Origin of the sequence: Limibacter armeniacum (genome assembly GCF_036880985.1) — a bacterium.
GTDB classification, from domain to species: Bacteria; Bacteroidota; Bacteroidia; order Cytophagales; family Flammeovirgaceae; genus Limibacter; species Limibacter armeniacum.
Genome location: NZ_JBAJNO010000008.1, coordinates 1,670,532 through 1,684,350, shown reverse-complemented (window position 1 = coordinate 1,684,350; position 13,819 = coordinate 1,670,532). Strand labels below are relative to the sequence as shown.

The 13,819-nt window shown below is 39.1% G+C and carries 17 protein-coding genes; 12 read left to right on the top strand and 5 right to left on the bottom strand.

Going from position 1 to position 13,819, the window contains the following annotated elements:
• Positions 1–39: 39 nt before the first annotated feature.
• Positions 40–741: a RadC family protein gene (gene radC / locus V6R21_RS12980; protein ID WP_334244048.1), complete on the bottom strand. Its 702-nt coding sequence runs from the start codon at positions 739–741 to the stop codon at positions 40–42.
• A 104-nt stretch (positions 742–845) separates the two neighbouring features.
• A complete protein-coding gene (locus V6R21_RS12975; protein WP_334244047.1) occupies positions 846–1,682 on the bottom strand; it encodes a mechanosensitive ion channel family protein in 837 nt (278 codons plus the stop codon).
• 208 nt (positions 1,683–1,890) lie between these two features.
• On the opposite strand from V6R21_RS12975, the gene V6R21_RS12970 reads away from it, so the two are divergent.
• Positions 1,891–2,676, top strand: a complete 786-nt coding sequence (locus V6R21_RS12970) for an ABC transporter substrate-binding protein (RefSeq protein ID WP_334244046.1) — start codon at positions 1,891–1,893, stop codon at positions 2,674–2,676.
• A 46-nt stretch (positions 2,677–2,722) separates the two neighbouring features.
• Positions 2,723–3,304 (top strand): D-sedoheptulose 7-phosphate isomerase, encoded by a 582-nt coding sequence (gene lpcA / locus V6R21_RS12965; protein WP_334244045.1) that lies wholly within the window; start codon positions 2,723–2,725, stop codon positions 3,302–3,304.
• Between the two features lie 75 nt (positions 3,305–3,379).
• Here the strand turns inward: lpcA and V6R21_RS12960 are convergent, their stop codons facing one another.
• Positions 3,380–3,841, bottom strand: a complete 462-nt coding sequence (locus V6R21_RS12960) for a hypothetical protein (RefSeq protein ID WP_334244044.1) — start codon at positions 3,839–3,841, stop codon at positions 3,380–3,382.
• A gap of 226 nt (positions 3,842–4,067) precedes the next feature.
• Here V6R21_RS12960 and V6R21_RS12955 point away from each other — a divergent pair, with 226 nt between their 5' ends.
• The 3 genes from V6R21_RS12955 (at position 4,068) to V6R21_RS12945 (ending at position 6,758) form a co-directional block, all read left to right on the top strand.
• Positions 4,068–5,330 carry a M48 family metallopeptidase gene (locus tag V6R21_RS12955; protein ID WP_334244043.1) on the top strand — a complete coding sequence of 421 codons (1,263 nt, stop codon included), beginning with the start codon at positions 4,068–4,070 and terminating at the stop codon, positions 5,328–5,330.
• Positions 5,331–5,709: 379 nt separating this feature from the next.
• Entirely contained in the window at positions 5,710–5,976 is a 267-nt protein-coding gene (locus tag V6R21_RS12950) for a hypothetical protein (protein WP_334244042.1), read from the top strand.
• Between the two features lie 212 nt (positions 5,977–6,188).
• On the top strand, positions 6,189–6,758 hold the full coding sequence (locus V6R21_RS12945) for an AP2/ERF family transcription factor (protein ID WP_334244041.1): 570 nt from the start codon (positions 6,189–6,191) through the stop codon (positions 6,756–6,758).
• 82 nt (positions 6,759–6,840) lie between these two features.
• Here V6R21_RS12945 and V6R21_RS12940 read toward each other — a convergent pair whose 3' ends face one another.
• Positions 6,841–7,779, bottom strand: a complete 939-nt coding sequence (locus V6R21_RS12940; RefSeq protein ID WP_334244040.1) for a D-2-hydroxyacid dehydrogenase — start codon at positions 7,777–7,779, stop codon at positions 6,841–6,843.
• 194 nt (positions 7,780–7,973) lie between these two features.
• Here V6R21_RS12940 and V6R21_RS12935 point away from each other — a divergent pair, with 194 nt between their 5' ends.
• The 3 genes from V6R21_RS12935 (at position 7,974) to V6R21_RS12925 (ending at position 10,252) form a co-directional block, all read left to right on the top strand.
• On the top strand, positions 7,974–8,393 hold the full coding sequence (locus V6R21_RS12935) for a thiol-disulfide oxidoreductase DCC family protein (RefSeq protein WP_334244039.1): 420 nt from the start codon (positions 7,974–7,976) through the stop codon (positions 8,391–8,393).
• Positions 8,394–8,972: 579 nt separating this feature from the next.
• Entirely contained in the window at positions 8,973–9,866 is an 894-nt protein-coding gene (locus tag V6R21_RS12930; protein ID WP_334244038.1) for a bestrophin family protein, read from the top strand.
• Positions 9,867–9,898: 32 nt separating this feature from the next.
• Complete coding sequence (locus V6R21_RS12925) at positions 9,899–10,252, top strand: arsenate reductase family protein (protein ID WP_334244037.1); 354 nt, start codon at positions 9,899–9,901, stop codon at positions 10,250–10,252.
• 51 nt (positions 10,253–10,303) lie between these two features.
• Here V6R21_RS12925 and V6R21_RS12920 read toward each other — a convergent pair whose 3' ends face one another.
• Positions 10,304–10,993 (bottom strand): hypothetical protein, encoded by a 690-nt coding sequence (locus V6R21_RS12920; RefSeq protein WP_334244036.1) that lies wholly within the window; start codon positions 10,991–10,993, stop codon positions 10,304–10,306.
• A 186-nt stretch (positions 10,994–11,179) separates the two neighbouring features.
• On the opposite strand from V6R21_RS12920, the gene ruvX reads away from it, so the two are divergent.
• The 4 genes from ruvX to V6R21_RS12900 all read left to right on the top strand — a co-directional run bounded on the left by ruvX (position 11,180) and on the right by V6R21_RS12900 (position 13,785).
• Complete coding sequence (gene ruvX / locus V6R21_RS12915) at positions 11,180–11,605, top strand: Holliday junction resolvase RuvX (RefSeq protein ID WP_334244035.1); 426 nt, start codon at positions 11,180–11,182, stop codon at positions 11,603–11,605.
• 142 nt (positions 11,606–11,747) lie between these two features.
• Positions 11,748–12,308, top strand: coding sequence for a peptide deformylase (def, locus tag V6R21_RS12910; protein WP_334244034.1), 561 nt, complete (start codon positions 11,748–11,750; stop codon positions 12,306–12,308).
• A gap of 158 nt (positions 12,309–12,466) precedes the next feature.
• Positions 12,467–12,979: a hypothetical protein gene (locus tag V6R21_RS12905; protein ID WP_334244033.1), complete on the top strand. Its 513-nt coding sequence runs from the start codon at positions 12,467–12,469 to the stop codon at positions 12,977–12,979.
• Between the two features lie 23 nt (positions 12,980–13,002).
• A complete protein-coding gene (locus V6R21_RS12900) occupies positions 13,003–13,785 on the top strand; it encodes an amidohydrolase (RefSeq protein ID WP_334244032.1) in 783 nt (260 codons plus the stop codon).
• Positions 13,786–13,819: the final 34 nt, after the last annotated feature.

Genomic DNA, 13,819 nt, shown 5'->3' with positions numbered 1-13,819 from the left:
TATTAAAGTATTTGACAGTTAACTGGTTATAATGACACATTATTTCATCATTCCTTCATCAGCAAAACTATAGTACAGGTCGTCTGCAAAGATGATATGATCCAGTACAGCAATATCAAGCAATTTGCCCCCTTCACAGACCTTCCTGGTTATTTCCATATCAGCCTGACTTGGAGTTGTGTTACCAGAAGGATGATTATGAACCAAAATTACGCCCGAAGCTAAACAATCCAAGGCTTTCTTGAAAATCAGTTTAGGGTCAGCAACCGTACCTGCAACACCTCCCGAGCTAATCTGCTCCTTACGCAATACGTGGTTTGCCCTATCCAGCAATAGTACCCAGAACTCTTCATGACTTAGATCGGATAAAACAGGTGACATCAAGTCAAACACATCCTTTGATTGCCCAATCTTATCACGGTTAGGCTTTTCTCTCTCCTTTCGTCTTCTCCCAAGTTCCAAAGCACTGATAATGGTGATTGCCTTTGCTTCACCAATTCCATCAACTGATTTCATCTCTTTTATGCCCATACGTGAAAGCTTGTACAAGTCATTATCAGCCTTGATCAGTAACTTTCTACCAACTTCAATTGCAGACTCATTTCGGGTTCCTGATCCTATCAGAATGGCGATCAGTTCAGCATCACTCAGGACGTGTCTGCCCTTTAGCATCATCTTTTCTCTTGGCCTGTCTTCTTCAGCCAGTTTTTTAATGGTCAGTCTTTGTGAGGTATCATTCATAGCTGTTCAAAACAATTAATCAAACAGCATTATAGAAAAAGAATCCCCCGAAAAGAACTGGTCTATTCGGGGGAGGATTGCTTTGCTATGTAAGAAAAGTAAACTTATGCCAAGTTTTTGTTTTCAGAGTTCACTACATGCAATACACGTTGTGGGAAAGGAATTTCAATGCCATGCTCATCCAAGGCAATCTTACAGTTTTCCATTACACTGAAATAAGTTGGCCAATAGTCATCTACTTTTGCATGTCCTCTCACGATAAGGTCAACCGAGCTATCACCAAATGCATTCACCACTACTTGTGGCTCTGGATCCTTCAATACTCTTTCATCACTTTTAATGACTTCAAGTAATACCTTACGTGCCACTCTTACGTCTGCATCATATGAAATACCAATATTGACATCAAACCTTGCTGAGCCTCTTTCTGTGAAGTTGGTAATAACACCATTGGAGAGCGGTGCATTTGGTATCACCACCTTTCTGTTCTGCGGGTTGGTAATTGTTGTATTGAAAAGACTTATCGCCTCCACTTTTCCTACTTCACCTTGTGCCTGAATCACATCACCAACCTTAAAAGGACGTAGCACTACAATCAGTACCCCTCCTGCCACATTTGAAAGGCTACCTTGCAACGCTAAACCTACTGCCAGACCAACTGATCCCAAAGCAGCAATCAATGAGGTTGTCTGAATGCCAATCATACCAATTACGGCTACAATCAGCAACACCTTGAGCGTAATATTCAGTGCTGTCTTGATAAAATCAACTAACGCTTCATTGTCAGCTCTTTTCTTCATTCGGTTGGCAACAACCCTAGAGAACGAGTTAATTACAACCCAACCAACAATAAATAGTGCTACAGCGCCAATTACCTTCACCCCATACTTCATTACCATTGCTGGCAAATCCTCTACTATAAATTTCTGAACTTGCTCCATGCTACTTGTTTTACTCTTTTTCTGTTCTAATTTAAAAAAGCGAAATATTGGTAATTCTTCCCTTCAAAAAGAGGGCTAAACACCCACCTTATACCTACCAATATTTCCTAGATTATACAAATTATATCTTTTGATAGTTCAATCTTTTAAATTGTAAGCAAAATTGAAAATAACCAAGTGATAACTTTTCTTAATATTTAATTTTAACATGCAATTCACAGATCAAACTGGCTACAGCATTATATTAGACAACCTACCTAAAAGAATTGTTTCGCTTGTTCCTTCTCAAACTGAACTGCTATACACACTAGGACTTCAAAATGAAGTGGTTGGAATTACAAAATTTTGTATTCATCCTTCTAGCTGGAAACAGGAAAAAACCTGTATAGGAGGCACTAAAAAGTTCCGAATGGATACCATTGATGAACTAAAACCTGACCTTATCATTGGGAACAAGGAAGAGAACTATCAAGAAGGAATTGAGACCCTACGACAAAAATATCCCGTTTGGACAAGTGATATTGCCAATCTCGATGAGGCTATAGACATGATCAATCAGGTCGGGACCATCACGGGAAAATCAGAGAAAGCTAAGACACTGACTCAAAGTATACTATCCGAATTTGAGCAACTTAAAGGCTCACATTCCTCTAAATCTGTACTGTACCTGATTTGGAAAAATCCCTATATGGCAGCAGGAAAACAAACCTTTATTGACCATATGATTTCAGCAGCTGGATGGACAAATGTGGTCTCTGACACACGATATCCTGAAATAAACACTCTAGAGATTCAACAATTAAATCCTGACCTTATATTCCTGTCCTCTGAACCATATCCTTTCAAGGAAAAGCATATCAATGAGCTTCAGGAACAGTTGCCGGCATCTAAGGTACTCCTTGTTGACGGGGAGCTTTTCTCATGGTATGGAAGTCGGCTATTGAAAACGGGTCAATACCTTAATGGCCTTAGGGAAATGACAGATCAGCTTTGAAAACCGCAAGTGACTTTCTTATCTTGCCAACCGAAAATTTTTTGCCATGCAATATCAAGATATAATCAAAAAAGAACTGGATGAAGCAGTAGTTGTACTGAACAACTTTTTGGCTGATCCTGAAAACATAGCCTGCATAGAACAAGCTGCCCGAACATTGGCAAATAGCTTCAAGCAAGGCGGCAAAGTACTTTCATGTGGCAATGGAGGTTCACACTGTGATGCCATGCACTTTGCTGAAGAACTAACTGGACGCTACAGGGACAACCGCCCTTCCTATCCAGCCATAGCCATTTCTGACCCAAGTCATATGTCATGTGTCAGTAACGACTTTGGTTATGATCATGTATTTTCGAGATACATTGAAGGCTTAGGACAAAACGGTGATGTGCTTTTCGGAATCAGTACAAGTGGAAATTCCGCTAACATTATTCGTGCGATAGAAGCCGCCCGTCAAAAAGGTATGAAAGTAATTGTACTTACTGGTAAGGACGGTGGAAAGATGGAAGGCATGGCTGATATAGAGCTAAGGGTTTCTCACTTTGGCTATGCAGACCGCATTCAGGAAGTCCATATAAAAATCATCCATATCCTGATTTTATTGATCGAAAAGATGATGGTTGAATAGCATTCAGAGACTTAACCAAAAACGCCTGTCATAGCTTAAATGACAGGCGTTTTTCTTTTGGTAATTTGAGCTACCTTATTTCAATTGAATCACAGAAAACCTAAAGGGAACCGCTTCAGTCCTATGCAGTATCCTGTTCGTACCAGGTATATACAGGAATGTACCATCACTGTAAAGCTGAATTGCCGTTTCCCCTCTCAAGTGGTACACCTTCCTTTCTTCTCCCCTAACAGTAAACCCTTTAGATGGCACCAAGTACTCATCCAGTAAGTCACCGTCATCGATTTTATCCACTGCCTGCTCAAAAGACTGTCCCTGTGACAATTGCTGAGCAGACTCATTCTGTTGCAAGTCACTTAGCGTAACAGGCTTTTCCTGAAGTTGTCGTGTTATTTCCATCCATTGGTTGTTTGGATGCGAAAACTCTTCTAAATATTCCTTCACCCTTTGCGAGGTATATTTATTGAATAATGGGTCTTGCGCCCACAGAAAGGACGCTGAGAGCGTCAGAAGCAAAGTGATAATTAAGTGTTTCATAGTCTGTCGGTTGTGTTGGGTTGATGATATGCCTTCTACCCATTTAAAACGTATAGATAGTACACAATGTTCGCTTTTCTGTCCAATTCATTATACGCCTAATGGGAATGTTTCTTAGATTTGCAATTAGCAATATGATAATTCTGCAACTTTGCGTACCATGTAAGGTTATCTGAAACAATGTATGGAGTTGCAATTCACGAAATGAGATAAAAAGTTAAGATCCATGTATCAAACAAATTCAGAAGGTCAAATTATACTACTGGTTATTCTGGCCATTGTTACTGCAGAGTTTGTGCTTGAGAGAGTCCTTTCATTCCTCAACCGCAAAAACATGAGCAATCCATTACCCGAAAAACTGACTGGCATCTACGAAGAAGACAAGTATAGAAAATCACAAGAATACAGTGCTGTAAAAAGCAAGTTTGGTTTGTTTTCAAGTACAGTTACCTTCCTGTTTACGATTGCCATGTTGGCTTTTGGAGGGTACGGATGGCTTGACGGACTTGTGTCTGAATGGACACAAAACACAATGCTACAGGCTATATTTTTCTTTGGTGTACTGGCACTTATTTCAGACATCATTGGTATTCCTTTTGAACTGTACAACACTTTCGTCATTGAAGAGAAATTCGGTTTCAACAAAATGAAACCTGCTACTTTTATTGCTGATAAAGTGAAAGGTTGGGTAATAGGCGCCATTGTAGGAGGAGGTTTACTTTCTGCCTTTATCTGGTTTTACCAAAGCTACCCGTCTATGTTCTGGCTGTATGGTTGGGGAATTATAATGGCTGTAATGCTACTCATCACCATGTTCTACACTAACCTGTTGCTTCCACTGTTCAACAAGATTACACCACTGGAAGAAGGCGAATTAAGGGCTGCTATTGAGGCATATGCCGCTACCGTTAATTTCCCTCTGAAAAAAATCATGGTTATGGATGGTTCTAAAAGAAGCACAAAAGCCAATGCTTTCTTTAGTGGACTAGGCAGCAATAAAAATATCGTTCTTTATGACACCTTGATTGAAAAGCTTGATACAGATGAAATTGTAGCAGTACTGGCTCATGAGGTAGGTCATTACAAGAAAAAACACACTTTGCAGAGCATTGTGATTACTGCTATAAACATGTTCGTTACGCTCTATGTACTTAGCCTTGTAATTGATCTGGAAGCGCTTTCAGTAGCATTAGGAGCAGGTGAAGCTAAATTCCACCTTGGTCTATTGGCTTTCTCACTTCTCTACAGCCCACTATCTTTGGTTACTGGACTGTTGATGAATCTATTCTCTAGAAAGAATGAATATGAGGCTGATGCTTATGCTACTAAGACCTCATCCGGACTAGCACTTATTGGTGCCTTGAAGAAGCTTACGGTGGACTCATTGAGCAACCTGACACCCCACCCTGCTTTTGTATTTTTCCACTATTCGCACCCACCGCTTTTACAGCGAATGAATGCGATGGAAAAAGAAATGGAAACCATATAAAATTTGTGTTTTCAACAAAATACCGCCGATTATAATCGGCGGTATTTTAATATACTACACGCAACAAAGCATAAAACTAAATAACACATAACTATCTAAATGTCAATGTTTTAACCTTATAAAAGCCTATTAATCACACTATTCATTGAATTTTTTTTATAAAAATATTGGATTTAAATCATATTTTTCGCTTTATTTAGCTAGAGAGTAAAAGCAATTTTTTTGAGCTTTGATCACTCATATACTACTTTCAAGGAATTATTTAATCATAAATAACCCGTACCGACAAGCTTTTTACTAAAATGAGACAACGTAAAAACTACCTGGAGATCTGAGAGTAATCGGAACAAAAGATTATGGACTTATCTTAGGGAATTTGATGAATTATCGAAATCAGCTAATCAGAGAAACTGACGAACAACAAATTGGACTCATCTTTCTCAAGATAGCTGAAAAGTTAAAAGAACTGGGTTTTCAGCGTGCGTGTAACTCAGTTAAGAAACGTGCAGGGAGAAGAAAAATGGGCAAGTTCCAGGACATCACTCCTAAGAAAAAAGAAGAGATTATTGAGATTGCAGGCAAGTACTGGCATGAGGGAAAAGACAAGCACGAGGAAGCTAAAAAACTGCGTAAGGATAAAGAGTAAAATTCAACAATCCTCACAAACAAATTGTGTTATTCTGTCTTTTAGCCTATAATTGTGTTATTATTCGGAAATTTTGCACTTAGCAACTATTCTGAACCTAACTGAAACCATTTTTTTTTGAAACCGAATCAGTCAAAAAAATTGAAGCTGGATCTCCTCTCGGAGTAAGGCATTTTTTTGAACAGATCAACCCTTTATAAATAACTATTCCTATGCTTGTCAAACTGCAGTTGAAAAACTCACCAAAAGAGGTGATTGTTGATGACTTTGTGTATGATTACCTAAGAGACAACCCTTATCTGAAAAGCCTGGACTTTATACACAATCTTAGAGAACACTCATCAGGTAGGGCTGTATTCCAGAAATCATGGAAACAGAAATCGGGTAAATACAAAACAGAGACTATTTACTTACACAAACTGGTAGCCGAAAAGTTTCTTGAAAAAGAAAACACTCGAAAAGGCGACCTTGTTAAAATCATCAACGGCAATAGGCTTGATTGTCGCGTGAAAAACTTAGAGTGGAGTAACCGCTCAGACATCAAACGTAACATTGGCTCTACACGTAATAAAACGGGATATATCGGTGTATTCAAAGACCGTTACAATTACAGAGCTGTAATTTACAAAGACCGTAAGCCTATTCCTCTTGGAAGTTTCAAAACTGCAGAAGAAGCGGCATTGGCCTACAATAACAAATCCATTGAGCTTTTTGGCAAAACGAAAAGTCTCAACAAAATCAAGACCTCCAATATTAAAGGTAACACACAGGAAGAAGCTTAATCCGGATAGAAAGATAAAAGCAAGTGTTGTTACAACTGAAATAGCCTGTCAATGTGTTTTCACTGACAGGCTATTTTCATTTTCAGCTTTCGTAAAACTTAAGGATATTTTCCGCCACTCTATCCATCAGTAAATGCCTTGACTCTTGGCTGGCCCAAGCTACATGAGGTGTCAGCAATAACTTTTCAGGGAATTTACATTGGAGCAGAATATGCCCTTTCGGAAGTGGCTCTTTCTCATATACATCGATCCCTGCCCCTCCAATTTCACCATTGTTGATCGCTTCCACCAAAGCTTCTTCGTCTAAAATCCCTCCCCTACCTGTATTCAAAATCAAGGCATGAGATTTCATCAAGGAAAGTTCTTCAGCTCCTATCAGGTTTTTGGTTTTATCCGTCAGTGGAGCATGGATACTTATCACATCACAGTTACTCATCAACTCTTTCAGACTTACCTTCTTGTACTTGTTGCTTCTACTCGTGTCTGAAGATGAATAGTACAACACTTCCATCCCAAAAGCCTCCAATATATGTGCAACTTTACCACCTATATTTCCCAGCCCTACAATGCCTGCTTTCTTATCCTTCAACTCAAAAAACGATGGACCTATATGGGTAAATATCTGTAGTGCACTATATGCACCGTTATGTACAAACTGATCGTAGTAAGTGGTTTTATTCAGCAAGTGCAACAACATCCCTACCGTAAACTGAGCTACACTGTCAGAAGAATAGTCCACCGCATTCATTACAGCAATGCCTGCCTCTTCAGCATAGTTCAAGTCTACATTATTGGTTCCAGTTGCAGCAATACAAATCAGCTTCAGTTCAGGGCATGCCCGCATATGGGCCTCACTGATTACCACTTTGTTTGTCACCACTACTTCTTTTCCTTTTATCCGTGGAAAAACTTCCTCTGCTGAAGTGGTTTCATAATAGGTAACATGCCCAAACTTATCGAGGACTTTCAGGTTGGAAACCTTTCCCATTGTCAGGGTATCCAGAAAAACGATTTCTCTCATATGCTTGTTCAAAAAAATAGTAAAACAACCACTCGTTTCCTGTAATTGAATGGTCGTAAGTATAATTGACCTTTACGTTGAAGACTTTCTCAAAAAAAACATTAAAGTCTATGGGAAGTTAAATGTTTGTAGTGATTTTTATACCATAAAAAGGAATTAATTCAAGAACTCACGAGCGTAAGATAAGAACTGGCATGAATCCGAAAATCATCTTATTTGATGGCGTATGTAACCTTTGCAATGGGGCTATCAACTTTGTAATTGACCATGACAAAAATGCTCGCTTCAAGTTTGCAGCACTTCAGTCCGAAGAGGGACAGCAATTTCTTGAAAAGCATGACCTTGACAAAAATGATTTTGACAGCTTTGTATTGGTAGAGGGCGACAAAGTGAGCCAACGTTCTACAGCTGCCTTAAAAGTGGCTAAAGGATTGGGGGGATTTTGGTCGATATTGTATGCGTTCATAATAGTCCCAAGACCAATTCGTGATTTTGTCTATAAAGTAATTGCCAAAAACAGATATAAGTGGTTTGGAAAAAGAGATGCATGCCGTCTGCCAACTCCCGAACTTAAAGAAAGGTTTGTATCATATGACAGCCCTTCAAAAGCCTAAAAATTGAAAAAGGACTTCATCATTGACGAAGCCCTTAGTCCAGTAAATATGAAAATGAAAAAAGTTTAACTCTCTTAATGCTTTAATGGTTTCGAATGTTTTTTGTTTCGAATTTTTACAATAGTTCACAAAAAACATTCCACCTTATACTTTTATATACAACCCTAAATACGAAGGGTGGAAAGTCTAAATTGAAATTATCTTTTGATCAGCAAATGCTAGCTGCTTTTTAAGATGGAACAAATGTAAACTGCCTTCTTTTCAAAAACAAATGCCCACCCTTTGGAATTCCTCCTCTTTTTTGGATATTCACAATTATTTGCTGTACTATAAAAAGCGTCATTCTAAATAAAAACAAATGACAGTCCTTTGAAGTGGCTTTTAGCACCTATTCTGGCTGAAACAGGACTATTTCCAATTTTGCCATTATGTTACAAGAGGTACATTTAATTATTCAAATGTTCACCTTTCACATTCTGTCTATCAAGTTGAAGGAAAAGAACCCAAATCGTAACTAACAATAGCATGAACGCACCTAGTGTAGATCTCATCATCATTTAAGCTAAAACTACTACTATCGTGGAAAAAGATTCTAAAGATTTATTCAACTCTACTATCTTCCTGATTGTCAAGTTCAAAGGCTATCTAGTCCGAAAACTTGCCCGTAACCTAATCAGCATTGCCATTCCCTGCCTGCTATTCAGCGCGATACATGAGCTAACAGAATTCAACTTTGCCAGCAGTTTTTCACTGCCAGGATTATTGGGAGCTGCTTTAGGTGTTTTGTTGGTATTCAGAACAAACACAGCTTATGACAGGTGGTGGGAAGCCCGTAAAGTTCTTGGCTCAATGGTCAATATTTGCAGGCACTTTGCATTGCATATCCACATGCAAATAGAAGAATCTGAAAATAAAAAGCGGTTGTTTCTTATGCTTAAGGCATTCCCTTTTGTACTGAAAGAACACCTTAGGAAAGGAGTTATTTTTGAGGAACTAACATTCCTTCCTGACGATATCCTTGAACAACTCAAACAATGGCAACACCGCCCTAATGGTTTGGTCAGAATGATGCTTCAAGTGATAGAACATGAGTACGAACGTGGTAACCTATCAGACTTCCAGCGCATCAAGTTTATGGAATACACCGACAACTTGCTGGTTGTACTTGGTAAATGTGAACGTATTCACAATACACCGATTCCTATTGCTCACGCCTACTTACTGAAAATTTATATTTGGATTTATGCCATGATCATGCCGATTGGGTTTATAGACCAGCTGGGTTGGTGGACATTTGTTCCGGTACTGATCATCTACTATGTAGCCATGAGCCTTGTGATTATTGCTGAGGAAATTGAGGATCCATTTGGACATGACCCAAATGACCTCCCTACAGATAAAATGGCTCATATGATAAAAGGCAATATTGAAGAAATACAATACAAACAACCTGACTACCAGGTGGTGGTCTAATAATTTTAATGTTTTAAATATTATCTGTAGCTATGAGAAAAGTTTATCACCTCTCCACTTGTGACACTTGCAAAAGAATTATAAAGGAATTGGGAATCGGAGAGGATTTTGAAAAACAGGATATTAAGACTGCCGCTATCACAACTGAGCAGCTAGATGAGATGAAAGCACTTGCAGGTAGCTATGAGTCGCTATTCAGCCGTCGCTCTCGTCAGTATGCAGCAAGAGGCTTAAAGGATCAGCAGCTGAATGAAGATGATTACAGGTCGCTGATATTGGAAGAGTACACATTCCTGAAGCGTCCTGTTTTTATAATTGATGGTGAAATCTTTATCGGAAACACTAAAAAGACGGTTGAAGCCATTGCAGCTAAGATCGCTGAATAAAACTTGACAAGTCCTCTTATAGGTTTTCAGAAAATCGTAAGAGGACTTTTTTTAAAGTGTTTTACCATAATCATAGTACCTAGATAGCAGTCTAAAATCCTTCCCCAGCCATGTAGACGCTGCATTGATAAACAGCTGATCAAAAAAACACCCCTGACTGCCATGAAGCGTACATAATGTTCCATACCCTTTCAGTTTTTCAACCTTTTTCCCCATTAGCACAGTCGGTCGGAAACTCTCAAAAGAGATAAAAGTGAAAGCCTTTTCCGCTTTATTGATATGAGCTTTTACAAGACAATCAGCAAAAAATGCATATGAGGAAGGAAGTGTGGTTGTTGAATACTTAAAAGAGATCACCAGTTCCTCTTCCGTATCAGCCTCAAGTTGTAATGAGTTTTCATCTATGTCTGCCGTTGCTTCTGCTACCTTTTCATTCAAATACGTTTCCAATTGTCTTGTCTCCTTGTCTGTAGTTTCTTCTCCCCCGTTACTGCCCACCCAGAATGCACCAGCAGACCTTCTCGGGTCAAACTCAAAGGTATATTTCATAACCTTTGACTTACTTTCAATAGTAGTTGAGCATTTGAAATAATACTCCGCTCCCTCCTCTTTTAACCCTGCTTCAAGCATTGAAAGGTATAAGCCATATTTATCCAATACAGCCAGCACCTGCTCCTTTTGGGAAAAAGCAGGCAAAACAGAGATTAAAAGTAAAATGGCAGTAAAGTAAATTTTAAGCATATGCATCATGGAATCCAAAACTGAGGGCTACAACTAAACAGAGAAGCACATTGTTATCAAAACAATGATTGCGCCCATTAAGTGCGAACCTGTGTTTTCTTCAGATGCGCTCTTAAGACTAGTTTTACCCCCTTAAAGTGAATTCTTTACTAAAAGCATTACCTTTGCACCAAACAAACATCTACAATGGCTAGAATTATAAGTATAGATTTCGGACTCAAACGAACAGGACTTGCTGTTACAGATCCAATGCAGATCATTGCAAGTGGGCTTGAAACAGTTGAAACCAAAAAGCTGATCCCTTACCTCAAAGAATATATGGCAAAGGAAGAAGTAGAGGCTATTGTGTTGGGACATCCTCGTAAACTGAATACAGAAGATACACATACAACACAGCCTGTACTGAAACTGGAGAAGGAGTTGAATAAGATTTTTCCGGACAAGCCTGTTCACCTGATTGATGAACGTTTCACATCCAAGATGGCTTTGGATGCCATGATTGCAAGCGGCTCCAAAAAGAAGGATCGACGTAATAAAGGAAACATTGACAAAGTCAGTGCTGTTATTATTCTGCAATCGTATTTGGAACAAAAAGGGAACTCCCTGTTCTAAAAAATTGTAATGAAAAACGTAATTTTGTAGTTCAAATCATAGCATCAAATACGCCTGATTATTCAGAATGCTTTCAGCAGTAATTCATTTTCCTGATGATGACGTACTGAATGGCGATCAATATTTTATTTCAAATTTAATCATGATATATCCAGTAATAGCATACGGTGATCCGATCCTGAAAAAAGTAGCAGCAGAAATCAAGCAAGAAGGCGACATTGACGTAAAGGAAATCGCTGCCAATATGTTTGATACAATGTACGAAGCAAGTGGTGTTGGAATTGCAGGTCCACAAGTAGGTATCAGCAAAAGAATTTTCGTGATCGACTCAAACCTTATGCTGGACGAAGATTCCAAAGAGGAAGGAATGAAAATGGTATTCATTAACCCTGAAATCGTTGAAGAAGATGGCGATGACTGGGGTTATGAGGAAGGTTGTTTGAGTATTCCGGGTATCAGAGGAGAAATCTTCAGACCTGAACGTATCACGCTTTCATGGTTTGACGAAAACTGGGTAAAGCATGAGAAGGAGTTTGATGGGATGACTGCACGTGTAATTCAGCACGAATATGATCACTTGGATGGCATCCTGTTTACAGAAATGCTAAGCCCTCTGAAAAGACGCCTGTTGAAAGGTAAACTGGACAAGATTACTAAAGGCCAGTGTAACTACGACTATAAAATGAAATTCTACAAGAAGTAGATTCTGACAATACATTAAAAATTTCAAGTACCACCCAACATCTCTTGGGTGGTCTTGTTGTTTAAGGAGTATTTATATTAGTTAGCCACTTCACATCTACTTTTTAGTTATACAAGCTGGTTACCTATATTTGTGACAAAGCAGAAAGCCCATTTGGTATGAGTAAACTCAAGTATTTTTTCGTTTTATACATGGCAGCCTTGTTCTCTCTCTCAGCTTGTGAGGAAAGAGGAGAAATCGACTTTGCTAACCGATCTTATATCGAAACTCAGTTGTTTGACAAAATCAACGCTAACAGAACTGCTTCAGGTTTACCTGAGTTAAAGCATGACCTCTTGATTTTTCAGCAAGCTAAACGATACCTTGTACGCTGTACAGAGGGTGACGCACTTTACAACACTGTATTGTTCAGGTCAAATGCTGAAAATGATGACTTGGCAGCACCATATTTCAATACCATTAAAACCAACTTTGGTACTACGGTAAGAACTGTAAGAGGATGTTATGCTTTCAATGACAACCTTGATCCTGCGGGCACAGCATTTTCCCAATTTATGGAAGGAGGGTGCAACTACATTAACTACCCTGACTTTAACTATATGAGTGCGGCAGCCGTTCAGAACGATCGTGGACTTTTCTACTTTATGCTCGTATTTGTAGATGCAAACTAAATTTGGCAAACAAAAACCATTCAATGACAACACAAGCCCTGAATATAACACTGATACAAGCAGACTTACATTGGCTTTCTCCTGAAGCCAATTTGGCTATGCTGGAGGAAATGATTTGGCAAATCCCCTCTCCAACTGACCTGATTGTACTCCCTGAAATGTTCAATACCGGTTTTGCAAAGGAAGCTGCCTCTCTGGCTGAACCTATGAACCTTACTACCTTTAAATGGATGAAGCAGCAGGCTGCTCAAACTGGTGCAGTAGTAACAGGTAGCTATGTTGTCAAGGAAAATGGTAACTGCTATAACAGGCTGATCTGGATGAGACCTGACGGCACTTATGAGCAGTATGACAAACGCCATTTATTCAGTATGGCTGATGAACACCTCAGTTTCACTGCTGGAAAGGATTCCCTACTTGTAGACCTAAAAGGGTGGAAAATATGCCCTCTAATCTGTTATGACCTAAGATTCCCTGTTTGGTCACGTAACCAATCACTATCCTATGACCTGCTCCTTTATGTTGCCAACTGGCCAGCTGCCAGAGTCAATGCATGGGACACATTACTGGCTGCCAGGGCTATTGAAAACCTGTCATATTGTATTGGTGTCAACAGAGTGGGTACCGATGGAAATGGTATTCCTTACAATGGACATACAGCGGCCTACTCACCTAAAGGAGAAGCTCTTTTAGCACCTCAAGAACAAGAAGGTATTTGGCAGGTGACGCTCGAAAAAGATATACTTTCAAAGTTTAGAGAAAAGTTCCCAGCACATTTAGATGCTGACCATTTTAAACTGATATAAGTGAACAAGAAAAACATTAACTTCGCCCTTCGAT

Bases quoted from the DNA above. Each gene is read 5' to 3' on its own strand.
- radC (WP_334244048.1), bottom strand. From the start codon at position 741: ATGAATGATACCTCACAAAGACTGACCATTAAAAAACTGGCTGAAGAA.
- V6R21_RS12975 (WP_334244047.1), bottom strand. From the start codon at position 1,682: ATGGAGCAAGTTCAGAAATTTATAGTAGAGGATTTGCCAGCAATGGTA.
- V6R21_RS12970 (WP_334244046.1), top strand. From the start codon at position 1,891: ATGCAATTCACAGATCAAACTGGCTACAGCATTATATTAGACAACCTA.
- lpcA (WP_334244045.1), top strand. From the start codon at position 2,723: ATGCAATATCAAGATATAATCAAAAAAGAACTGGATGAAGCAGTAGTT.
- V6R21_RS12960 (WP_334244044.1), bottom strand. From the start codon at position 3,841: ATGAAACACTTAATTATCACTTTGCTTCTGACGCTCTCAGCGTCCTTT.
- V6R21_RS12955 (WP_334244043.1), top strand. From the start codon at position 4,068: ATGTATCAAACAAATTCAGAAGGTCAAATTATACTACTGGTTATTCTG.
- V6R21_RS12950 (WP_334244042.1), top strand. From the start codon at position 5,710: ATGAATTATCGAAATCAGCTAATCAGAGAAACTGACGAACAACAAATT.
- V6R21_RS12945 (WP_334244041.1), top strand. From the start codon at position 6,189: ATGCTTGTCAAACTGCAGTTGAAAAACTCACCAAAAGAGGTGATTGTT.
- V6R21_RS12940 (WP_334244040.1), bottom strand. From the start codon at position 7,779: ATGAGAGAAATCGTTTTTCTGGATACCCTGACAATGGGAAAGGTTTCC.
- V6R21_RS12935 (WP_334244039.1), top strand. From the start codon at position 7,974: ATGAATCCGAAAATCATCTTATTTGATGGCGTATGTAACCTTTGCAAT.
- V6R21_RS12925 (WP_334244037.1), top strand. From the start codon at position 9,899: ATGAGAAAAGTTTATCACCTCTCCACTTGTGACACTTGCAAAAGAATT.
- V6R21_RS12920 (WP_334244036.1), bottom strand. From the start codon at position 10,993: ATGCTTAAAATTTACTTTACTGCCATTTTACTTTTAATCTCTGTTTTG.
- ruvX (WP_334244035.1), top strand. From the start codon at position 11,180: ATGGCTAGAATTATAAGTATAGATTTCGGACTCAAACGAACAGGACTT.
- def (WP_334244034.1), top strand. From the start codon at position 11,748: ATGATATATCCAGTAATAGCATACGGTGATCCGATCCTGAAAAAAGTA.
- V6R21_RS12905 (WP_334244033.1), top strand. From the start codon at position 12,467: ATGAGTAAACTCAAGTATTTTTTCGTTTTATACATGGCAGCCTTGTTC.
- V6R21_RS12900 (WP_334244032.1), top strand. From the start codon at position 13,003: ATGACAACACAAGCCCTGAATATAACACTGATACAAGCAGACTTACAT.